Origin of the sequence: Flavobacterium sp. SM2513 (assembly GCF_050908145.1) — a bacterium.
Classification (GTDB): Bacteria; Bacteroidota; Bacteroidia; order Flavobacteriales; family Flavobacteriaceae; genus Flavobacterium.
Genome location: NZ_CP194228.1, coordinates 1,672,482 through 1,694,232, shown reverse-complemented (window position 1 = coordinate 1,694,232; position 21,751 = coordinate 1,672,482). Strand labels below are relative to the sequence as shown.

Genomic DNA, 21,751 nt, shown 5'->3' with positions numbered 1-21,751 from the left:
AAATATTCGTCCTCATCAAAAACTTAATAAAAATAAGTTATCTGCACCGTATTTACTACGTTCCCATTTTGATAAAATAGCTGTGTACAGTTTGTTGGAAAATCATTTGTGTTATAATTATATTCAAAGGTAGAATTACTTTCTAGTTCGTTAGCTGAATTATACGAATTAGTAGTTAATTGATTATGGAATTTTGCATACTTTCGAGGCAATTTATCGTAACCCGTAATGTTCTTAAAAATGCTGTTTTTAGCATCATAAGTGTTGGTTTGTCTCCTTGAAAAAGCGCTTTGGTTATAAGTCTCAATTTGAGAAATTTCTCCACTCGAAGTCTTCTCTATAGTTCCTGTATCTCCTAAATTTGTTGGAGGATTAGAACTTCCAAAATATTCTTGAAAAGTGATGGTCTGGTCATCGTTATAGGCATAAACGACTTTACCTAAAAAATCATTCAGATAAAACGTTGTAAATTCCGAAGAAACTCTTCCTTGGTTATCATAATCATAAATGGTTTCTAACTCTAATGAAACGCCATTATAACGCTTTATTTTTGTAATATTATCACCTGTATAAAAGTGCTCAATCCGAATTCCCTCAACTGTAATTGTATTTAGTTTTGTACCGTTATACGTGAAATTAGTCTCCATTGAGGAACCCTCTGAAACGGAAATTATCTTTTTAATTAATACCGGAACTAGTGTCAGAATCTGAATCACTAGAACATGATGTTAAGATTATAAAACTCAAAAAAAATAAAAAGTTTTTCATAGCAATTAAATAAATTTTATAGCATTTTCCAGTGCTTCTTTCATTCCATCCACATTTTTTCCTCCAGCAGTTGCGAAAAACGCTTGACCTCCTCCTCCACCTTGGATGTATTTTCCTAATTCACGAACCACTTGTCCGGCATTTAGGTTTTTCTCTGCAACTAATTCTTTAGAAATATAACAAGTTAACATGGATTTTTCATCCGAAATCGTTCCGAAAACAATAAATAAATTGGTTTGATTTTGACCCAATTCGTAAGCTAAATCTTTAGCGCCATTCGCATCTAAATCGACTTGAGCTGACAGAAATTTGATGCCATTCACCTCAATGATTTGAGCCGACAATTCAGATTTCATTCCCTTTGCTTTGTCTTTCAACAATTGCTCTACTTGTTTTTTCAACTTAGCATTTTCGTCTTGCAAGGAAACCACCGCTTTCGTTGTGTCTTGCGGATTTTTCAATGTTTCTTTGATTTCAGCTAAAGTATTTTCTTGTTTTGCAAAATAATCTTTTACAGCATCTCCAGTAATTGCTTCAATTCGGCGAATTCCAGCTGCAACTGCACCTTCAGAAATTATTTTGAAGTACCAAATGTTAGACGTATTTTCAACGTGAATTCCACCACAAAGTTCCATGCTTTCGCCAAATTTAATTGCCCGAACAGAATCCCCGTATTTTTCACCAAACAAAGCCATAGCTCCTTCTTCCAACGCTTGCTGGATAGGAATACTTCGTCGTTCTATTAAAGGTAATTGTTGTTGAATCCTTTGGTTTACAAAATCTTCCACTTGCTTAATTTCCTCATCGGTAACTTTTGAAAAATGTGAAAAGTCAAAACGCAAATAATTTGGATTCACCAACGAACCTTTTTGCTCCACATGTGTTCCTAAAACCGTTCTTAAAGCCAAATGCATCAAATGCGTCGCAGAATGATTTTTAGCCGTAGAAGTTCTCAAATCTGTATTTACTTTTGCAGAAAAAGCCGCTTCCAAATTTTCTGGCAATGTTTTAGTGATGTGTAAAATCAGATTATTTTCTTTTTTTGTATCAAGAATTTCAATGATTTCATTTGCAGAAACTAATACGCCTTTATCGCCAACTTGTCCTCCTCCTTCTGGATAAAATGGTGTGTTGTCTAAAACAACTTGGTATAAAATTCCTTCTTTTTTAGAATCAATTTTACGAACACGAGTAATTCTTACGTCATTTTCAGTTTGGTCGTAACCTACAAAAGTTTCTGTATTTCCTTCAACTAAAATTTTCCAGTCGTCTGTAGAAACTTCAGAAGCCGCACGAGACCGTGTTTTTTGTACTTGCATGGCGTTTTCAAAACCAGCTTCGTCTAAATCAAAACCTCTTTCTCTTAAAATCAAAGCCGTTAAATCAATAGGAAATCCGAAAGTATCGTAGAGTTCAAAAGCTTTTGCTCCATCGACTTGTTTTCCTTTTGTGTCAGAAATTACCTTATCTAACAATTGCAAACCTTGGTCTAACGTTCTCAAAAAAGAAGCTTCTTCTTCACGAATTACATTGGTTACTAAATTTTGTTGCGATTTTATTTCTGGGAAAAATTCACCCATTTGATTCGCTAAAACGGCAACCAATTTATAAATAAAAGGTTCTTTTGTGTCCAAAAATGTAAATCCGTAACGAATCGCACGACGCAAAATTCTTCGAATTACATAACCAGCACCAGTGTTTGAAGGTAATTGCCCATCAGCAATTGCAAAAGCAACTGCACGAACGTGATCTACAATTACACGAATTGCGATATTCGTTTTGTTTTGCGTTTCTGAAATATCTCTAACTTCGTTTGAAGTATATTTTAATCCTGTAATTTCTTCCACTTTTTCAATAAGTGGTGTAAAGACATCCGTGTCGTAATTAGACGTTTTTCCTTGTAAAGCCATACACAAACGCTCAAATCCCATTCCAGTATCCACGTGTTTTGCAGGAAGTTTTTCTAAAGAACCATCCGCTTTACGGTTGAATTCCATAAATACGTTATTCCAGATTTCCACCACTTGAGGATGATCCGCATTTACTAGCGATTTTCCTGAAACGGTTGCTTTTTCAGCATCAGTTCGCAAATCGACATGGATTTCTGAACAAGGTCCACATGGTCCTTGATCGCCCATTTCCCAGAAATTATCTTTTTTATTACCAAGAATAATACGGTCTTCGTCAATTAATTCTTTCCAAATATCCCAAGCTTCTTGATCAAAAGGCACATTTTCTGCTTCATTTCCTTCAAAAACCGAAACATATAAATTCTCTTTTGGGATTTCATATACTTCCGTTAATAATTCCCAAGCCCAATTTATCGCCTCTTTTTTGAAATAATCGCCGAAAGACCAGTTTCCTAGCATTTCAAACATGGTGTGGTGGTACGTATCAAAACCAACATCTTCCAAGTCATTGTGTTTTCCTGAAACGCGAAGACATTTTTGAGTATCAGCAATTCGCGAACTTTTTGGCGTGGCGTTTCCTAAGAAAAATTCTTTAAACTGAGCCATTCCAGAATTGTTAAACATCAAAGTTGGGTCGTCTTTTAAAACGATGGGTGCTGATGGAACAATTAAATGGCCTTTACTTTGAAAAAAATCTAAAAACTGCTTTCTAATATCTTGTGACTTCATTGAATTTTATTTTAACTTCCTTTGAATGTGTTTTTACAAAAATGACGAACGATTACTTGACAAAAACGGAAACCTTCCTAGCCCCGATAGTAGTGGTATTCTTTCCTTCTCCTGACATTCAGGAGAAGGAAAGAATAAGAACGAATAGCGGGAACATGGAAAACAAAAAAGCCAAAAGTTCTGCTCCAGAAAACCATTATCGCAAAACATTTATTAAATTTGTTGCACCACCTTTTTTATCAAGGTGCAAAAATAGCATTTTTTAAAACATGAAGAAGGTAAAATATTACTACGATTCTGAAAATTTAGCCTACCGCAAAATTGTGACTAAAAAGCGTAAACGTTTTGGTTACATTGCTTTGTTCATCCTTTCGGCTGGCGTTTTTGGGATTTTGAGTTTTATAGCTTTACTGAATACTCCATTTTTTGAAACACCAAAAGACCGATTGCAAGCTAGAGAAATTCAAAATTTAAAAATTCGGTATGCTATTTTGAACACAAAAATGAATGAAGTGGATGCTGTTTTGGAACAAATTGAGGAACGAGACAATAATTTATACCGCACTTATTTTAATACTTCCATTATTCCTGAGGAACAACGAAAAGCAGGTTTTGGTGGTGTAAATCGGTATAAAGATTTGGAAGGTTATAACAATTCGGAGTTGGTAATTAACACCTCGAAAAGGGTAGATATATTATCTAAACAAGCGGCAATTCAATCGCGGTCGTTGGATGAAATTGTAAAATTAGCCAAAGAAAAAGAAAAGCTTTTAGCTGCTATTCCCGCTATTCAGCCTATAAAAAATGAAAATTTAAAACATATGGCGTCGGGTTTTGGCTACAGAAGTGACCCTTTCACAAAAGTGAGAAAATTTCATGCAGGGATGGATTTTTCTGCAAAACGGGGAACTCCAATTTATGCCACAGGCGATGGAGTTGTAGATAGAGCCGATAATAATGCTTCAGGATACGGCAATCACATTGTAGTGCGACATGGTTTTGGGTATGAAACTTTATACGGCCATTTGAGCAAATACAATGTTAGAAAAGGTCAAAAGGTGAAACGAGGTGACGTCATTGGATTTGTAGGAAGTACAGGACGAAGTGAAGCGCCCCATTTACATTATGAAGTGCATAAAAATGGTGAAGTAGTGAATCCGTTAAATTATTATTATGGAAATATTTCGGCGGCAGAATTTGCAGTAATTTCAAAATTGGCGAGCCAGGAAAATCAGTCTTTGGATTAAGGTTTAAGTTTTATACTAGATTTTTCCGTTGAAATTGTTATTGTTATTGATATCGAAAAAGTTATAAATAGAAAAATATGCATCTCGAATTAAATCCAGATAAAAGGTATTACAGCATGGGCGAATTAGCAAAGGCATTTAATGTCAATGCTTCATTGATTCGTTTTTGGGATAAAGAATTTGACATTTTGAAACCTAAAAAAAATGCAAAAGGCAATCGGATGTTTACACCTGAGGATGTAAAAAACCTTAAATTAATTTATCATTTAGTGAAAGAACGCGGTTTTACCTTGGAAGGTGCAAAAACGCATTTGAAAGCTGGACAGCAGAAAACTTTGGACAGTTTTGATATTATCAGTAAATTAGAGGCTATAAAAGCACAGTTAAACGAAATAAAAAACGAACTTTAGACAAAATTTCAACCCTTAAAACAAAAATGAAATGAAAAAGTGGATTATTCCAGTAGTAGTTATCGTGATTTTAGCGATTTGGAGCATCAGCTCTTACAACGGTTTAGTTGGCGTTCAAGCCGATGCGAAAACCGCATGGTCTAACGTAGAAAGTAGCTACCAAAGACGAAATGATTTAATTGGAAATTTAGTTAAAACCGTTCAAGGAGCTGCGGACTTTGAAAAAGGAACTTTAGTTCAAGTAATTGAAGCTCGTGCAAAAGCAACTTCGATAACAATTGACCCAGCAAATATTTCGCCAGACCAATTGGCTCAATTTCAACAAGCACAAGCTGGTGTTTCAGGAGCTCTATCTCGTTTATTAGTTTCCGTTGAACGTTATCCTGAATTAAAAGCGAATCAGAATTTCTTGGAACTTCAGTCACAAATTGAAGGAACTGAAAACAGAATTAACGTAGTTCGGGACCGTTACAATGAAGCAGTAAACGTGTACGATAAAAAAATAAAAACTTTTCCAACGGTAATTTTCGCTAAACTTTTCGGCTACGAAGAAATGGCTCGTTTCAAATCTGAAGAAGGAGCTGAAAAAGCACCAGATGTACAATTTGATTTTAAATAATATGTCAAAAACAGAAGATTTTTTAACTGCTGAAGAAGAACAAGAAATTGTAGAAGCAATTGCTATAGCTGAAAAAAACACTTCAGGAGAAATTAGAGTTCACATAGAAAATCATTCCGAAAAACCTCCACTCGAAAGAGCCAAGGAGGTTTTTTTATCGCTAGAAATGCAAAATACTGAGGCTAGAAATGGCGTGCTTTTTTATGTAGGCGTTTCTGATAAAACGTTTGCTATTCTTGGCGATGAAGGGATTGATAAAAAGGTAGAACTAGATTTTTGGAACGTCACAAAAGATGCCGCTATCCAACATTTTAAAAATAAAAATTACAAAGACGGACTGGTTGCCGGAATATTATCAGCTGGAGAGCGTTTGAAAAAATTCTTTCCGTATGCTGAAGACGACACCAATGAGTTGAGTAATGAAATATCAAAAAGTTAAATGAAATTGACTCTTTTTATAAAACGAATATTTTTACTAACCTTACTTTTGTCGGGCATTTTTGCGTTTTCACAGAATGGCTCTATTCCTGAAAAACCAAGTTTTATAGCACCAATTATAGATATTGATAAAACAGGAATTTTGAGTGCCCAAGAAATGCAAACCTTGTATGAGAAGCTAAAGAACTACTCTGACTCTACATCAACCGAAGTTTTAGTGCTAATCGTGAAAAACACGAGAGGTGATGAAATAAAGCGGTTTACTACAGATTTAGGTCATAAGTGGGAAATTGGTCAGAAAGGAAAAGACAATGGAGTGGTGTTTTTAATTGCAGTTGACGACCGTCAAATGACGATTCAGTCTGGTTATGGCGTTGAACATTTGCTTACGGATGCGTTGTCCAAACGGGTTATTGAACTAGTAGTCAAACCCGAATTTAAACAGCAAAATTACTATGCTGGAATTGACAAAGGAACAACGGCAATTTTCCAAATTTTAAATGGTGAATACAAAAACGACAAGAAAGTGGGAGACCAACCTTCTGGTGGTATTTTTATATTCTTAATCATCGGATTTATTATTTTGATGCTAGTTTTAAAAAACAAAGGCAAAGGTGGAGGAGGAAATAATAATGGTGGCTTCACAGGTTCGAGCTTAGCCGACATCTTAATTTTAAGCAGTCTTGGAAGAAGTTCTGGTGGATTTGGCGGTGGAGGTTTCGGAAGCGGAAGTTCTGGCGGCGGATTTGGTGGCTTTGGAGGCGGCGGCGGATTTGGTGGAGGTGGTGCTTCTGGAGGTTGGTAATTCAAAAATAATTCATATGAACATTCACGAACTAATTATTCAGCAAATGGAGTACTTTATAGGAAAGTTGATGATAAAAAATCAACTTTCTCATGAAAAAGTAATCGAAGTTGCATCTCATGTTGGTGCTTATCTCATTAGAAGTCGACACATTCAAAATAAAGGGATTTCCACAGAAGAAATCAATCTCGTTTTACAAAGTATGTCGGACTTTATAAATACAAATTTTGAAAATCAATTTAAGATAGAAGAATTTATTTTAATCAAAGAAACTACTTTAATGCTTTTGAAAAATCCGTCTTTCGATCAAGAAATTAAAGATTATTTCAAACCGTTTTACGAATAAAAAAAGGAGCTTAACGCTCCTTTTTTACTTTATACTACCTCATTCTCTATTCGTCCCAAGGATTCTTTTTCTTGCCTCCAAATTTCTCAATCTTGTAAGTAAGTGAAAACATCGTATATCTTCTTAAAACCGTGTTTTCGATGTCCTGAATTGCCGTTGGCGTGATTGTTCTAGTAGCATTTACGTTCTGATCAAGCAAATCATAAACTTTTACTTTTGCTAATAATTTATCACCAAAGAAATTATATCCTAAACTCATATTCCAAAGATAAAAATCCTTCTGAAAACCATCTGCAATATTTGAATTATAGGTATAGCCAAAATCATTTCCAAAAACAAAATGCTTTGGCCAATAGGAAGTCGTTTCTAATTTGAAATTGTGAACAAAAGTTGTCAGTCCATCTATCAAATAATTTTTAAAGTTTGTTTTGCTAAAATCGTAACTGTAACTTGGCGTAATGGTAAATAATTCGCCATATTCCCAAGACAGTTCTACTCTTGGCGTGAAAGATATAGCTTCGGCTTCATAGGCTTGATTATTGGTTAAACCTTTGGAAAGGCTAAAATTTGAATTCATTTCTATACTGTACTTAAAGGTATGTCCTTCTTTTTTTATTGATTTATCCAAACTGAAACCAATATATCCGTCATAAGTCGTTCCTGTGTTTTCAAAAGTGGTATTCCTTTTGGCACTATCGTCATAAACGGTTGATGAAACAATCTGATTGTTATAAATGGTTCCGCCGGAATACATGTAAAAACCAGAGCGCGTTGCATAGTCGTAATTGTTATAGCCCAGGTAGAAGCCGTTTCTTCTTGTTGGGTCTAAATCAGCATTTCCTACAATCGTATTTAGTGGATTGGAAAGATTAACTACTGGCAAAATTTGATTTGCTGTAGGAAGGTTTACCGAATATCGATAGTTCAAATAGAACGATTTTGATTTTGAAAATCGGTAATTAAGGTATCCGTTGACATTTGGAAAAATGTAATCCTTGTCAAGATTTGTATTTTCATTTAAATAATTCGAGAAGTTTTCAAATCGAGTAATCTCAGTTCCAATATTAATTCTTGCACTGTAATTCTTTTTCCTCATGCTAAATGTTATGAAAGGATTTATTACATTCGTTTGAGAGGAAATATAATTGGAAAGTGAATCATTCTTTACAGAATAACTATTATTTGCACCATCAAAATTAAAAGTAGCTTTGTCATCAACTGATTTATTCCATGTATAACGTCCTCCAACGGAAAACGTGAGCGAATCCGTAATTGGTTCTGAATAGGTTATTGAAGTTGAATATTTGTCGTTTATATCGTCGTTATTTTCAATCAAATTTCGGCTTATCGTTTCGTTTCCTAATGTCTTGTATAATATCGTAGATGAAATATCCTGATTATCTGACTCGTCGCTGTTATTTTCATTGCTAAAATTAAAAGATATGCTTCGTCCTTTTTTCTTCATTTTTCTAAAAAAATAAAGGCTGTTTTCAAAGGCAACTTTTTCAACATTGTTGTTGCTGTAACTGTTACTTTCATTTAAGGCTGCTCCAAATTCATCAACTGAGTTTTGTGCTCTTGTTGCCGTATATCGAGCATTACTTTTCTTTAACTTCGGACGGATACTTAAGGTGGTCAACGAATCTATTTTATATTCAAATTCAACATTCAAATTGTGACCGTTATTTACATTTCGAGTTTTACTTACAGATTCTGTTGTGAATTTATTATCTGGCAAAAGATTTTCGATTTTACTTCTTGAATCGTTTTCATTCTCAGCCGAATTGAAAAAATAGCTGGCACTTGGATCCATTTTCTTGCCTATTTTGTCTGAATAATTCAAACCAATCATATTGGATTTTGTAATACCATTTCCGCCACCAAATTGTTGCCCATCGATATTGAAACTTCCGTCACTACTGGAATACATATTTCTACCGCCTCCCATAGAATCAAAAATTTCATCCATCGAAAAACCTACAGAATTAATATTATTGGATGAACCTAGAAAGCTGAACTTCTGATCATTCTTAAAATAATTAATTAATCCGCTAGATTCATAACGATCATCAGTACCCAATCCTCCGCTAAATTTTCCAAACAAGCCTTTATTCTTATCTTCTTGAATGGTCAAATTAATTGTTTTCTCCTCAGAGCTTGCCGCCTGTCCTGCCAATTCTTCTTCCTTGGTTTTTGTATCCGATATTTGGACTTTATCAATAATTTCTGATGGTAAGTTTTTAGTCGCTACTTTCCCGTCTTTACCAAAAAACGGTTTTCCATTTACCAAAATATTATTAACTTCCTTCCCATTAACCGTGATTTTTCCGTCCGAAGAAACTTCCACACCAGGAAGTTGTTTTAGCAATGCTTCCACATTACTATCTGGCCGAACTTTAAATGACGAAGCATTAAATTCTAAAGTATCTTGCTTAATTCGTACAGGTGGAGCTTGTCCCTTTACAACTACTTCATTTAAATCATTGGGTTGATCCAGTATGTGAATAACTCCAAAATCTTTTGAATCATTCAATGCTTCTAATTTTTGAACATATTCTTGAAAGCCGATAAACGAGACTTTGAAATAAACAGGCTGAGTGATTTTTCGCGTAGATAAAGTGAAATTTCCGTTTTTATCAGAAATCGTGTAATCTACAATCGTAGAATCCTTGACCGAAGTAATGTAAATCGTAGCGGATTCTAGTGGAAGTTTAGAAGTGTCTTCAATAATCTTTCCTTTAATCGATATCGTGTTTTGAGCAAACACGGATGAAGTTAACAATAAAAAAAAGAGCCAAATGGAGTGTTTTTTTGACATAAAAGGAGTAATTGTTTGGTTTTGTTTTTGGTTAATCTTATAAACAGCGAATTACGATATTTAGTATTAAAAGAAATAATTTCTTACAAAAAAATTAACAAAAACAACCAAACATGTAATTTGCATAACATTTGGAAAAATATTGCGTATGTCTGAACGCAAAAAAACCAGAACTTTCGCTCTGGTTTTTTTCTTATTTTTCTCTGATATACACATCAATTGGAACTCCTGAAAAATCCCATTTCTCACGAATTTTATTCTCTAAAAATCGTTTATACGGTTCTTTTACATATTGTGGTAAGTTTGCAAAAAACACAAACTGAGGTGTTGGCGTTGGCAATTGCATGCAATATTTGATTTTTACATATTTTCCTTTCAAAGCAGGTGGTGGGTAACCTTCAATTACTTTCAACATATAATCATTGAATTTTGAAGTTGCAATTCGCTGTTTTTTATTTTCGTAAACCTGAACTGTTGCTTCTAATGCTTTTAACAAACGTTGCTTTGTTAATGCAGAAACGAATAAAATTGGCACATCTGTAAAAGGCATCAATTCCTTACGAATCTTCTCTTCGTAGTCGCGAGTTGACATGGTTTCCTTTTCAACTAAATCCCATTTGTTTACCAAAATCACAACTCCTTTGCGGTTTTTTTCTGCTAACCAGAAAATAGATTGATCCTGACCCTCAAAACCACGAGTGGCATCAATAATCAAAATACAAACATCGGCATATTCAATTGCACGAACGGAACGCATTACGGAGTAAAATTCCAAATCTTCTTTTACTTTTGCTTTACGACGAATTCCAGCGGTATCAACCAAATTAAATTCAAATCCAAAACGGTCAAATTTTGTATCAATCGAATCACGAGTTGTTCCTGCAATGTCCGTTACCATAAATCGCTCTTGACCAATTAATGCATTTATAAAACTAGATTTTCCAGCATTTGGTCTTCCAACCACTGCAAACCTTGGTAATTCAACTTCATCAACTGGTTCCTGTTTTTCTGGAAAAGCATTTACTAAAGCATCCATCAAATCTCCAGTTCCACTTCCTGAAATACTTGCAAAGGTATAATAATCGCCTAAACCAAGGTTGTAAAATTCAATTGCATCTTTTTCACGCATTGCATTATCTACCTTGTTTACAGCTAATAAAACTGGTTTTTTTACTTTGCGAAGTAATTTAGCAACGGTATCATCCATTGGCGTTATCCCCTCTTCGACATCGACCACAAAAATGATAACGTCTGCTTCATCAATCGCTAATTCTACTTGTTTGCGAATTTCACTTTCAAAAACATCGTCCGAACCTTTGATGTAACCACCCGTATCAATTACAGAAAATTCCTGTCCGTTCCATTCACTTTTACCGTAATTTCGGTCACGGGTCACCCCGGAAACTGAATCTACAATCGCTTCTCTTCTCTTAATCAACCGGTTAAATAGTGTTGATTTTCCAACATTTGGACGTCCAACTATGGCTACAATATTGTTCATAAAATAATTTTCAATTTGCAAAAGTACGCTTTTTTGATGCTTAAACTACTTATAATCTAAAAGTATTTTTAACTTTTATTGAGCTTACTCCATTCACGACGGGCATCTTATACTGCTTTTTTGAAATCACAAACAAAAGAAGCACAGGCGTTCCCAGTAACTTTTGTAAATTTGGTTTTGTTTTGATATTAGAATGATTTTGTACTTTTTATAAAATCGACACAGATTTAAAAAAACAAAATTCATTGATAAATAGTTCAGTTAGATAATTTTTAGATATTTTCGCTTTACAAATCCAACTTAATTAGTAAAATGGAAATAGAAAATTCAATTGCATTAAGACCGAAATTTAGTACCGATGTACTACAGTCGATGGCAGAAATACTTGAAAATGCTAAAAAAGTTAAATTCGAAGTGAAAGAAGAGTATCTAATTAAGATTTCAGACCAACACATTTTCTTTTTTATCTGTCGAGAAAAACGCAGCTACTATTCACCACATTTACACGTCGAGTTAACCGAGAATGAAGACAAGACTACCAATGTTCGAGGCTTATACGGACCGGACCAGACAGTTTGGACATTTTTCATGTTCCTTCATTTCATCATTGCAGGTATATTTTTAATTTTTTCAATCATTGCTTATTCACATTGGACATTACAACAATCCCCCACATTAGACTTCGTTATTATGGGATTAATGCTAGTTTTATGGTTTGCATTATATTTCCAGGCAAGGATAAACAGAAAAAAATGTCAGCCACAAATGCGTAAATTAGATAATCTTCTTAATACTATTGTAGATTTTGGCTAAAAAAAACGATGACATCAGCCATCGTTTCCTTAGTATTTAATTTTGGTTGTAACCAAATCTTTTCAACATATTCGTATTACTTCGCCAGTTTTTATTGACTTTCACATACATTTCAATGTGAATTTGTTTGCCAAAAAACTTTTCTAAATCAGCTCGAGCTTCCACTCCTACTCTCTTCAAAGCTTCTCCTTTGTGACCAATTATAATTCCTTTTTGGGTGTCCCGTTCCACCATGATTAAAGCGCGAATTCTTATAATATTCTCATCTTCAAAAAACTCTTCCGTTTCAATTTCTACTGAATAAGGAATTTCCTTCTTATAATGAAGTAAGATTTTCTCACGAATGGTTTCGTTGACAAAGAAACGTTCCGGCTTATCTGTCAATTGGTCTTTTGGATAATAAGGAGGTGACGCTGGCAATAAATCGATGATTCGATTAAAAACTTCCTTTACGTTAAAATTCTGCAACGCTGAAATAGGAAAAATCTCCGCATTTGGAACTTTCGAAGTCCAGTAAGCGACTTGTTCCTCTAATTGAACTTGGTCTGAGGTATCAATTTTATTCAACAGCAAAAGGATTGGAATTTTTGCATGAATAATTTTATTAAAAAAAGCTTCGTCTTTTAAATCTTGCTCGCCAATTTCAACCATATAAATCAAAATGTCCGCATCTTCAAATGCTGATTTGACGAAATTCATCATCGATTCCTGCATTTCATAAGCTGGCTTGATGATTCCTGGTGTATCAGACAAGATTACTTGAAAATCATCACCATTTACAATCCCCAAAATACGGTGACGCGTAGTTTGTGCTTTCGAAGTGATAATCGATAAGCGTTCACCCACGAAGGCGTTCATTAAGGTTGATTTTCCAACGTTTGGATTTCCAATTATATTTACAAAACCTGCTTTATGTGACATCTACATTTAATTTAGTTTGCAAAGATACTGATATCAACGGAATAGACGAAATAAAACATTTTTTAAAAAAATTGCTTGTATTTCCATATAAACGTTGTAAATTTGCACCCGAAACATCGCGGGATAGAGCAGTAGGTAGCTCGTCGGGCTCATAACCCGAAGGTCATTGGTTCGAGTCCAATTCCCGCTACTAAGACTTTCTTATAAAGGCATAAAACATATTGAGATTACAAACGCACATCGCGGGATAGAGCAGTAGGTAGCTCGTCGGGCTCATAACCCGAAGGTCATTGGTTCGAGTCCAATTCCCGCTACAAGGAAAACCACTAAATTACTTTAGTGGTTTTTTTTATTTACGATACTATGCAATTGCTTCAATTTCCTGTGCTAAATCCACGTCCTTTTCAGTAATTCCACCAGCATCATGCGTTGTTAAACAAATTTTTACTTTGTTATATACATTTGACCAATCGGGATGGTGATTGGCTTGCTGAGCTAACAGTGCTACTTTAGTCATAAAACCAAAAGCTGCAATAAAATCTTGAAATTTATACTCGCGAACGAGTACATCTGATTCTAATTTCCACAATTGTAGATTTGTATTTAATTGTTTTTGAAGTTCTGTAGGGGTTAATTTCTTCATGTTTAATTTGTAAAGAATTATAGTATGCTAAATTAGATAAATAATGGCAATTATACTTTGAAAGACCATATTTACCGCTCTAATAACAAATAATTACATTTAAAAAAAAAATCAAACGTAAAATCTATAGTAAAGTCAGAAAACAACCTACAGATTTAAATAACTTTCCACTAAGTAGTATTGTTTTTTCAATCGATTTCTAAAAAAATTCTAAATGAGTCGGCTCGCTGAAATACCAGATGTTTGCTGTAGCTAGTTTGGAATAACTACAAAAAGTGAGACAAATTTAATCAGGCCGCTTTATTATCAAAATTTCTTAATTTGATTTCCATTTCTAGCGGAGAAATATAACCTAAAGTAGAATGCAGTCTTTTTGTATTGTACCAATGTATGTATTATTTAAGGCACTCATTTAATTGTTCAAAAGAAGAAAAATGACACCTATACAAACACTCATATTTAATATTTTTAAAAATACTACCGATAAAATTTACGGTCTATGCAAATTAGCTCAATGGCATGAAAAAGTAGCTCAAGCTGAGTTTAAATCATTTAATACCATATCTAAATCAGTACAGAATCATTATCAAACAATATTAAACTATTTTGACAACAGAAGTACCAATGCTTCAGCGGAATCTTTCAATGCTAAAATAAAAGCTTTTAGATTTCAATTTAGAGGAGTGAGAAACATAGAATTTTTCCTCTTTAGACTAACGAACATCTATGTCTAATTTTTGCTATTCCACAGCTTTTCGTTATAATCCCTTCCAAGTCATTTTAAGTGCATTAAAAACCAATCTACCTATCCTCAAAACAAATTATACTTCTTCGCCATCAATTTGTACGCTTTAGAAATTAATTCGTATGCATTCGCTATTAATATGTGTGTCTTCGCAAGTCATTTATTTACCTTCTAAGCCAATTTGTGTGCCTTAGAAATCAATTTATGTGCCTTCGCAAGTCATTTGTGTGTCTTCGCTGGGAGCCCAAAAACAGTTCTAAATCTAAAAACCCTTCATCTACTAAATGAAGGGTTTTAAAAATAAAGACAACGAACCGAGCCGTTAGGCGCACTCGTAGTTGCTATAAAAAAAAAGAACCCCAACCTTTACAGGTTAGGGTTCAATAAAGAAAGGCGACGACATACTCTCCCACAAATTGCAGTACCATCTGCGCAGGCGGGCTTAACTTCTCTGTTCGGGATGGGAAGAGGTGAGCCCCGCCGCAATAACCACCTTAAGTCGTTTTGCAAGGGGTCCCGAGTGTATCGGGAACAATTACATAATATCTTAACATACTGAGATAAAGAAAATTTAATATATTCAATGAAGAACTAGAAAGAGTCTCCCCCGACTTGCGTCGGGGAAAATGTGTACATAAGCTTATGGGTTATTAGTACTACTCGACTATGACATTACTGCCTTTACATCTATAGCCTATCAACGTGGTCATCTCCCACGACCCTTTAAAGAAATCTCATCTTGTGGTGGGTTTCGCGCTTATATGCTTTCAGCGCTTATCCCTTCCAAACGTAGCTACTCTGCGGTGCCACTGGCGTGACAACAGATACACTAGAGGTTTGTCCAATTCGGTCCTCTCGTACTAGAATCAGATCCACTCAAATTTCTAACGCCCACAGTAGATAGAGACCGAACTGTCTCACGACGTTCTGAACCCAGCTCGCGTGCCACTTTAATGGGCGAACAGCCCAACCCTTGGGACCTTCTCCAGCCCCAGGATGTGACGAGCCGACATCGAGGTGCCAAACCCCCCCGTCGATATGAGCTCTTGGGGGAGATCAGCCTGTTATCCCCGGCGTACCTTTTATCCTTTGAGCGATGGCCCTTCCATGCGGAACCACCGGATCACTATGCTCTACTTTCGTACCTGATCGACCTGTATGTCTCTCAGTCAAGCTCCCTTATGCCATTGCACTCTACGCACGGTTACCAAGCGTACTGAGGGAACCTTTAGAAGCCTCCGTTACTCTTTTGGAGGCGACCACCCCAGTCAAACTACCCACCAAGCAATGTCCCCCGGATTCCGGGGTTAGATCTCAGATAAGCAAAGGGTGGTATTTCAACAATGACTAACCTACGCCTAGCGACGCAGGATCGAAGTCTCCCACCTATCCTACACATCACTTATCCAAGACCAATACTAAGCTATAGTAAAGGTGCACAGGGTCTTTTCGTCCCACTGCGGGTAAACGGCATCTTCACCGTTACTACAATTTCACCGAGCTCATGGCTGAGACAGTGTCCAGATCGTTACACCATTCGTGCAGGTCGGAACTTACCCGACAAGGAATTTCGCTACCTTAGGACCGTTATAGTTACGGCCGCCGTTTACTGGGGCTTCATTTCAATGCTTCTCCGAAGATAACATCTCCACTTAACCTTCCAGCACCGGGCAGGTGTCAGGCCCTATACTTCATCTTACGATTTTGCAGAGCCCTGTGTTTTTGATAAACAGTCGCCTGGACCTCTTCACTGCGGCCCACATTGCTGTGGGCGACCCTTCTCCCGAAGTTACGGGTCTATTTTGCCTAATTCCTTAGCCATGAATCTCTCGAGCACCTTAGAATTCTCATCTCGACTACCTGTGTCGGTTTGCGGTACGGGTTGTTATAACCTGAAGTTTAGAGGTTTTTCTTGGAAGCCCTTAGGCGCACTATCTCGTTGGCCGAAGCCTCTGAGTACTATCGTATTTCCCCAAAGCCCGTGGATTTGCCTGCGGGCCTTATAGGTAGGTACTTCAACGAACTATTCCGTCAGTTCGCGGCGCTTTCATCACTCCGTCACCCCATCACAGTTATAACAAGTACGGGAATATTAACCCGTTGTCCATCGACTGTCCCTTTCGGGTTCGCCTTAGGTCCCGACTAACCCACAGCTGATTAGCATAGCTGTGGAAACCTTAGTCTTTCGGTGTGCGGGTTTCTCGCCCGCATTATCGTTACTTATGCCTACATTTTCTTTTCTCACCGGTCCAGCATACCTTACGATACACCTTCTACCCTGTGAGAATGCTCCCCTACCACTTACAATAAATTGTAAATCCATAGCTTCGGTAATATACTTATGCCCGATTATTATCCATGCTCGTCCGCTCGACTAGTGAGCTGTTACGCACTCTTTAAATGAATGGCTGCTTCCAAGCCAACATCCTAGCTGTCTGGGCAGACAAACCTCGTTCTTTCAACTTAGTATATATTTGGGGACCTTAGCTGATGGTCTGGGTTCTTTCCCTCTCGGACTTGGACCTTAGCACCCAAGCCCTCACTGTTATGAAACATTATATAGCATTCGGAGTTTGTCAGGAATTGGTAGGCGGTGAAGCCCCCGCATCCAATCAGTAGCTCTACCTCTATATAACTTTACGCATAACGCTGCACCTAAATGCATTTCGGGGAGTACGAGCTATTTCCGAGTTTGATTGGCCTTTCACCCCTACCCACAGATCATCCCAAGACTTTTCAACGTCAACGGGTTCGGTCCTCCACTATGTGTTACCACAGCTTCAACCTGTCCATGGGTAGATCACACGGTTTCGCGTCTAACACTACTGACTAAAGCGCCCTATTCAGACTCGCTTTCGCTACGGATCCGTGGCTTAACCACTTAACCTTGCCAGCAACGTTAACTCGTAGGCTCATTATGCAAAAGGCACGCCGTCACCCCACGAAAGGGCTCCGACCGCTTGTAAGCGTATGGTTTCAGGATCTATTTCACTCCGTTATTCACGGTTCTTTTCACCTTTCCCTCACGGTACTGGTTCACTATCGGTCTCTCAGGAGTATTTAGCCTTAGCGGATGGTCCCGCCAAATTCAGACAGGATTTCTCGTGTCCCGCCCTACTCAGGATACCACTATCTATTACATTTATTACCCATACGGGACTATCACCCTCTTTGGTTAACCTTTCCAGGTTATTCCGGTTCTGCATGCATAAAATGTCGTGGTCCTACAACCCCAACATTGCCGTAACAACATTGGTTTGGGCTAATCCGCGTTCGCTCGCCACTACTTACGGAATCACTTTTGTTTTCTTCTCCTCCGCCTACTTAGATGTTTCAGTTCAGCGGGTTTGCCCTCCTATCGGAGTAATACATCTTCAATGTATTGGGTTGCCCCATTCAGGTATTTACGGATCGTCTGATGTGTGCTCATCCCCGTAACTTTTCGCAGCTTATCACGCCTTTCATCGCCTCTGAGAGCCTAGGCATTCCCCATACGCCCTTATTTTGCTTATTGTACCAGTATAAATTAATATACTTGTGTGCTTCTATTTACATAAAAGCGTTTCTTTCTACTTATTAAATATTTTCTTATCTCAATATGTCAATGAACGGGTTTCCTTTCGGAATTGTGGAGAATAACGGAGTCGAACCGTTGACCTCCTGCGTGCAAGGCAGGCGCTCTAGCCAGCTGAGCTAATTCCCCGTTTTTAGTTGTCAGTTAACAGTCTTTCAGTCGCAATGTACTGTAAACTGTATACCGTATACTGTAAACTGGTTTCTCAACCTCTAAAATTTCCTTTAAGTATAAAATAGTAGTCCCGGGCAGACTCGAACTGCCGACCCCAACATTATCAGTGTTGTACTCTAACCAGCTGAGCTACGAGACTCTGTTTTATTACTTTTTTTTTTAAATCAACAGCGAAAAGAGTAAAGTAAGTCTAACTTACTTCGTTATTATTGCGTCTTTCTCTAGAAAGGAGGTGTTCCAGCCGCACCTTCCGGTACGGCTACCTTGTTACGACTTAGCCCTAGTTACCAGTTTTACCCTAGGCAGCTCCTTGCGGTCACCGACTTCAGGCACCCCCAGCTTCCATGGCTTGACGGGCGGTGTGTACAAGGCCCGGGAACGTATTCACCGGATCATGGCTGATATCCGATTACTAGCGATTCCAGCTTCACGGAGTCGAGTTGCAGACTCCGATCCGAACTGAGAACGGTTTTGTAGATTCGCTCCTGGTCACCCAGTGGCTGCTCTCTGTACCGTCCATTGTAGCACGTGTGTAGCCCAAGGCGTAAGGGCCGTGATGATTTGACGTCATCCCCACCTTCCTCACAGTTTGCACTGGCAGTCTTGTTAGAGTTCCCGACATGACTCGCTGGCAACTAACAACAGGGGTTGCGCTCGTTATAGGACTTAACCTGACACCTCACGGCACGAGCTGACGACAACCATGCAGCACCTTGTAAATTGTCTTGCGAAAAGTCTGTTTCCAAACCGGTCAATCTACATTTAAGCCTTGGTAAGGTTCCTCGCGTATCATCGAATTAAACCACATGCTCCACCGCTTGTGCGGGCCCCCGTCAATTCCTTTGAGTTTCAAACTTGCGTTCGTACTCCCCAGGTGGGATACTTATCACTTTCGCTTAGCCACTGAACTTGCGCCCAACAGCTAGTATCCATCGTTTACGGCGTGGACTACCAGGGTATCTAATCCTGTTCGCTCCCCACGCTTTCGTCCATCAGCGTCAATCAATTAGTAGTAACCTGCCTTCGCAATTGGTATTCCATGTAATATCTAAGCATTTCACCGCTACACTACATATTCTAGTTACTTCCTAATAATTCAAGCCTAGTAGTATCAATGGCCGTTTCCCCGTTGAGCGGGGAGATTTCACCACTGACTTGCTAGGCCGCCTACGGACCCTTTAAACCCAATGATTCCGGATAACGCTTGGATCCTCCGTATTACCGCGGCTGCTGGCACGGAGTTAGCCGATCCTTATTCTTACAGTACCGTCAATCTACTTCACGAAGTAGGGTTTCTTCCTGTACAAAAGCAGTTTACAATCCATAGGACCGTCATCCTGCACGCGGCATGGCTGGTTCAGAGTTGCCTCCATTGACCAATATTCCTCACTGCTGCCTCCCGTAGGAGTCTGGTCCGTGTCTCAGTACCAGTGTGGGGGATCTCCCTCTCAGGACCCCTACCCATCGTTGCCTTGGTAAGCCGTTACCTTACCAACTAGCTAATGGGACGCATGCTCATCTTTCACCGTTGTGACTTTAATATCATGTTGATGCCAACTCGATATACTATGAGGTATTAATCCAAATTTCTCTGGGCTATCCCTCTGTGAAAGGTAGATTGCATACGCGTTACGCACCCGTGCGCCGGTCTCTAGAGAGCAAGCTCTCTATACCCCTCGACTTGCATGTGTTAAGCCTGCCGCTAGCGTTCATCCTGAGCCAGGATCAAACTCTTCATCGTATATTGTGTGAGACTTAATAAATCAAGCCTCTAATTGTTGACGAATTTCTAACTCGTAAATCTTAACGATTTACCTTACTCTTTTTTTCTTTGTTCTGAGAATCTCTTCTCAAAACGGCTGTCAATTCAATATGTCTATGAACGTGTCATTCTTGTTTTCGTTTCGTTTTTCACTTAGCGTGTTTCTCGAAGCGGGTGCAAAAGTACATCTTATTTTTAATCTGGCAAGCTTTTTTTGAAGTTTTTTTGAAAACTTTCGCTTCCCTTTTTCTTCTCTATTACTTACTCAATCTCTCAATGAACATCCTCTCTTGCGGGGTGCAAAGGTAAATCCTTCTTTTATTTCTGGCAAGCCTTTTTGAAAATATTTTTAAGCTTATTCTCTCCAATTCTTAACCTCAAAATGTCTGATGAACTTTGCCTTGTTAGCGGGTGCAAAACTAATACTTCTTTTCTCATCTCGCAAATTTATTTTTAGATTATTTCTAATCCTTTTCTTGAGGGGGAATGTCAGTATTTGTATGAACTTGCGCCTTATTGCGGGTGCAAAAGTAACACTTCTTTTCTCTTATACAAGCGTCTTTGTAAAGTAATTGTAAAGTATTTTTTAATTGGTTAAAAGTGTGGGGTTTGAGAATGACTTTTTTTTGTTTCTCCTAGTAATTGCTGTGTGTTTGGGAGTATTTGTTTGATTTAATGCTTCTCCTATATATAGGTATGGCTCTTGTTGGTGTTCTAATTATTTTTCTTATCTTTGGTTTGTATTGTTTCCAGGACTATCGGGGGCATTTATAGGAATAAGCTTAATTTGGTTGTGATTCAATCTTGGGTAATTGCAAATGCTTGTTTCTTTTGGGGTATCACCTGTTTAAACTCCTTTTATATTATCCTTATATACGGTTATCATACGGCACATATACGGCACATCCCTAAAGCAAAGCTACTGTACGTATGGAGTAAATATGGAGTTAAGACTTATCAAATAGGACTGAGAGATGATAGGATTGAAGAATAGAAAGATGGAAAGACTTAAGGAGGAGGATTTAAGAATATGGGAAAGTGGGTGTACTACTCTTAATACTATAGGTAGTGGTTTATAATTACGTCGGTAAGTGGTTAAAGGATTTTAGTCCTATATATAAGGCACGTTTGGAGGAGTTGTATGTGATAAAGCTTTCAGCCACTCTTCAGACGCTATCTTCCCTTATGCTATACATTAACTATTCACTATAATATTGCAATTTTGCCTGTAATTTAGTGCTTTGCAAAATGGGTGCTACGTATGCCGTTCTGTTCATTCTTTTATCACATCAATAAAGTACGGATACACACTACTTTCAAAGTCATCAACTCCTTGTTATTATTAGCGACTACTTCTAACTGTCTATGTGGTTATTTGGGTACCATTCGCTATTTAAAATGAATACCTATTCATTTAAAGAAATTTAGAACAATAGTCTTCTTGGCACAATTACATTGCTTTGCTTCCTGTGGAGTTTTCAGGTAGTAATGTTATTTGAGTAGCTTGGTCATTTGGAAGTATTTCAAT

The 21,751-nt window shown here is 37.5% G+C and carries 14 protein-coding genes, 4 tRNA genes, 3 rRNA genes and 1 pseudogene; 10 read left to right on the top strand and 12 right to left on the bottom strand.

Going from position 1 to position 21,751, the window contains the following annotated elements:
* Positions 1 to 23 precede the first annotated feature (23 nt).
* Both ACQ5J2_RS06875 and alaS read right to left on the bottom strand, forming a co-directional pair.
* Complete coding sequence (locus ACQ5J2_RS06875; protein ID WP_432672985.1) at positions 24 to 647, bottom strand: hypothetical protein; 624 nt, start codon at positions 645 to 647, stop codon at positions 24 to 26.
* Positions 648 to 773: 126 nt separating this feature from the next.
* The gene (gene alaS, locus ACQ5J2_RS06870; RefSeq protein WP_432672984.1) at positions 774 to 3,407 is read right to left on the bottom strand and encodes an alanine--tRNA ligase; all 2,634 of its coding nucleotides are present in this window, start codon (positions 3,405 to 3,407) and stop codon (positions 774 to 776) included.
* 269 nt (positions 3,408 to 3,676) lie between these two features.
* Between alaS and ACQ5J2_RS06865 the strand changes: the two genes are divergently transcribed.
* The 6 genes from ACQ5J2_RS06865 to ACQ5J2_RS06840 all read left to right on the top strand — a co-directional run bounded on the left by ACQ5J2_RS06865 (position 3,677) and on the right by ACQ5J2_RS06840 (position 7,272).
* Entirely contained in the window at positions 3,677 to 4,654 is a 978-nt protein-coding gene (locus tag ACQ5J2_RS06865; RefSeq protein ID WP_432672983.1) for a M23 family metallopeptidase, read from the top strand.
* Positions 4,655 to 4,731: 77 nt separating this feature from the next.
* Positions 4,732 to 5,064, top strand: a complete 333-nt coding sequence (locus ACQ5J2_RS06860) for a MerR family transcriptional regulator (RefSeq protein WP_432672982.1) — start codon at positions 4,732 to 4,734, stop codon at positions 5,062 to 5,064.
* Between the two features lie 31 nt (positions 5,065 to 5,095).
* The gene (locus ACQ5J2_RS06855; RefSeq protein ID WP_432672981.1) at positions 5,096 to 5,683 is read left to right on the top strand and encodes a LemA family protein; all 588 of its coding nucleotides are present in this window, start codon (positions 5,096 to 5,098) and stop codon (positions 5,681 to 5,683) included.
* Between the two features lies 1 nt (position 5,684).
* Positions 5,685 to 6,122 (top strand): TPM domain-containing protein, encoded by a 438-nt coding sequence (locus ACQ5J2_RS06850; RefSeq protein WP_432672980.1) that lies wholly within the window; start codon positions 5,685 to 5,687, stop codon positions 6,120 to 6,122.
* Entirely contained in the window at positions 6,123 to 6,926 is an 804-nt protein-coding gene (locus ACQ5J2_RS06845) for a TPM domain-containing protein (RefSeq protein WP_432672979.1), read from the top strand. It abuts the gene before it with no gap.
* Between the two features lie 16 nt (positions 6,927 to 6,942).
* Positions 6,943 to 7,272, top strand: a complete 330-nt coding sequence (locus ACQ5J2_RS06840; RefSeq protein WP_432672978.1) for a hypothetical protein — start codon at positions 6,943 to 6,945, stop codon at positions 7,270 to 7,272.
* Between the two features lie 46 nt (positions 7,273 to 7,318).
* Here ACQ5J2_RS06840 and ACQ5J2_RS06835 read toward each other — a convergent pair whose 3' ends face one another.
* Both ACQ5J2_RS06835 and der read right to left on the bottom strand, forming a co-directional pair.
* Positions 7,319 to 10,090 (bottom strand): outer membrane beta-barrel protein, encoded by a 2,772-nt coding sequence (locus tag ACQ5J2_RS06835; RefSeq protein ID WP_432672977.1) that lies wholly within the window; start codon positions 10,088 to 10,090, stop codon positions 7,319 to 7,321.
* Positions 10,091 to 10,283: 193 nt separating this feature from the next.
* On the bottom strand, positions 10,284 to 11,591 hold the full coding sequence (der, locus tag ACQ5J2_RS06830; RefSeq protein ID WP_432672976.1) for a ribosome biogenesis GTPase Der: 1,308 nt from the start codon (positions 11,589 to 11,591) through the stop codon (positions 10,284 to 10,286).
* A gap of 312 nt (positions 11,592 to 11,903) precedes the next feature.
* Here der and ACQ5J2_RS06825 point away from each other — a divergent pair, with 312 nt between their 5' ends.
* Positions 11,904 to 12,404 carry a hypothetical protein gene (locus ACQ5J2_RS06825; protein ID WP_432672975.1) on the top strand — a complete coding sequence of 167 codons (501 nt, stop codon included), beginning with the start codon at positions 11,904 to 11,906 and terminating at the stop codon, positions 12,402 to 12,404.
* Between the two features lie 36 nt (positions 12,405 to 12,440).
* Here ACQ5J2_RS06825 and era read toward each other — a convergent pair whose 3' ends face one another.
* On the bottom strand, positions 12,441 to 13,325 hold the full coding sequence (gene era, locus ACQ5J2_RS06820; protein WP_432672974.1) for a GTPase Era: 885 nt from the start codon (positions 13,323 to 13,325) through the stop codon (positions 12,441 to 12,443).
* 117 nt (positions 13,326 to 13,442) lie between these two features.
* Here era and ACQ5J2_RS06815 point away from each other — a divergent pair.
* Positions 13,443 to 13,515: transfer RNA gene (locus tag ACQ5J2_RS06815), tRNA-Met, on the top strand.
* 51 nt (positions 13,516 to 13,566) lie between these two features.
* Positions 13,567 to 13,639, top strand: a tRNA-Met gene (locus ACQ5J2_RS06810).
* Between the two features lie 47 nt (positions 13,640 to 13,686).
* Here ACQ5J2_RS06810 and ACQ5J2_RS06805 read toward each other — a convergent pair.
* Both ACQ5J2_RS06805 and ACQ5J2_RS06800 read right to left on the bottom strand, forming a co-directional pair.
* The gene (locus ACQ5J2_RS06805) at positions 13,687 to 13,968 is read right to left on the bottom strand and encodes a 4a-hydroxytetrahydrobiopterin dehydratase (RefSeq protein WP_432672973.1); all 282 of its coding nucleotides are present in this window, start codon (positions 13,966 to 13,968) and stop codon (positions 13,687 to 13,689) included.
* A gap of 290 nt (positions 13,969 to 14,258) precedes the next feature.
* Positions 14,259 to 14,447 (bottom strand): annotated as a pseudogene (locus ACQ5J2_RS06800) (IS3 family transposase); the annotation flags it as partial.
* On the opposite strand from ACQ5J2_RS06800, the gene ACQ5J2_RS06795 reads away from it, so the two are divergent.
* Positions 14,403 to 14,702 (top strand): transposase, encoded by a 300-nt coding sequence (locus tag ACQ5J2_RS06795; RefSeq protein ID WP_432672972.1) that lies wholly within the window; start codon positions 14,403 to 14,405, stop codon positions 14,700 to 14,702. The pseudogene ACQ5J2_RS06800 and the gene ACQ5J2_RS06795 sit on opposite strands and share 45 nt — an antisense overlap.
* 399 nt (positions 14,703 to 15,101) lie before the next feature.
* On the opposite strand, the gene rrf is transcribed toward ACQ5J2_RS06795, so the two are convergent.
* The 5 genes from rrf to ACQ5J2_RS06770 form a co-directional block, all read right to left on the bottom strand.
* Positions 15,102 to 15,210 (bottom strand): 5S ribosomal RNA (gene rrf / locus ACQ5J2_RS06790).
* A gap of 133 nt (positions 15,211 to 15,343) precedes the next feature.
* A 23S ribosomal RNA gene (locus tag ACQ5J2_RS06785) occupies positions 15,344 to 18,227 on the bottom strand.
* Positions 18,228 to 18,342: 115 nt separating this feature from the next.
* Positions 18,343 to 18,416: transfer RNA gene (locus ACQ5J2_RS06780), tRNA-Ala, on the bottom strand.
* Positions 18,417 to 18,526: 110 nt separating this feature from the next.
* Positions 18,527 to 18,600, bottom strand: a tRNA-Ile gene (locus tag ACQ5J2_RS06775).
* 86 nt (positions 18,601 to 18,686) lie between these two features.
* Positions 18,687 to 20,202: ribosomal RNA gene (locus tag ACQ5J2_RS06770) — 16S ribosomal RNA — on the bottom strand.
* Together the 16S, 23S and 5S rRNA genes with 2 tRNA genes alongside form the textbook arrangement of a ribosomal RNA operon.
* Positions 20,203 to 21,751 lie beyond the last annotated feature (1,549 nt).

Coding starts and splice junctions, on each gene's coding strand:
- ACQ5J2_RS06875 (WP_432672985.1), bottom strand. CDS start 647: ATGGAGACTAATTTCACGTATAACGGTACAAAACTAAATACAATTACA.
- alaS (WP_432672984.1), bottom strand. CDS start 3,407: ATGAAGTCACAAGATATTAGAAAGCAGTTTTTAGATTTTTTTCAAAGT.
- ACQ5J2_RS06865 (WP_432672983.1), top strand. CDS start 3,677: ATGAAGAAGGTAAAATATTACTACGATTCTGAAAATTTAGCCTACCGC.
- ACQ5J2_RS06860 (WP_432672982.1), top strand. CDS start 4,732: ATGCATCTCGAATTAAATCCAGATAAAAGGTATTACAGCATGGGCGAA.
- ACQ5J2_RS06855 (WP_432672981.1), top strand. CDS start 5,096: ATGAAAAAGTGGATTATTCCAGTAGTAGTTATCGTGATTTTAGCGATT.
- ACQ5J2_RS06850 (WP_432672980.1), top strand. CDS start 5,685: ATGTCAAAAACAGAAGATTTTTTAACTGCTGAAGAAGAACAAGAAATT.
- ACQ5J2_RS06845 (WP_432672979.1), top strand. CDS start 6,123: ATGAAATTGACTCTTTTTATAAAACGAATATTTTTACTAACCTTACTT.
- ACQ5J2_RS06840 (WP_432672978.1), top strand. CDS start 6,943: ATGAACATTCACGAACTAATTATTCAGCAAATGGAGTACTTTATAGGA.
- ACQ5J2_RS06835 (WP_432672977.1), bottom strand. CDS start 10,090: ATGTCAAAAAAACACTCCATTTGGCTCTTTTTTTTATTGTTAACTTCA.
- der (WP_432672976.1), bottom strand. CDS start 11,591: ATGAACAATATTGTAGCCATAGTTGGACGTCCAAATGTTGGAAAATCA.
- ACQ5J2_RS06825 (WP_432672975.1), top strand. CDS start 11,904: ATGGAAATAGAAAATTCAATTGCATTAAGACCGAAATTTAGTACCGAT.
- era (WP_432672974.1), bottom strand. CDS start 13,325: ATGTCACATAAAGCAGGTTTTGTAAATATAATTGGAAATCCAAACGTT.
- ACQ5J2_RS06805 (WP_432672973.1), bottom strand. CDS start 13,968: ATGAAGAAATTAACCCCTACAGAACTTCAAAAACAATTAAATACAAAT.
- ACQ5J2_RS06795 (WP_432672972.1), top strand. CDS start 14,403: ATGACACCTATACAAACACTCATATTTAATATTTTTAAAAATACTACC.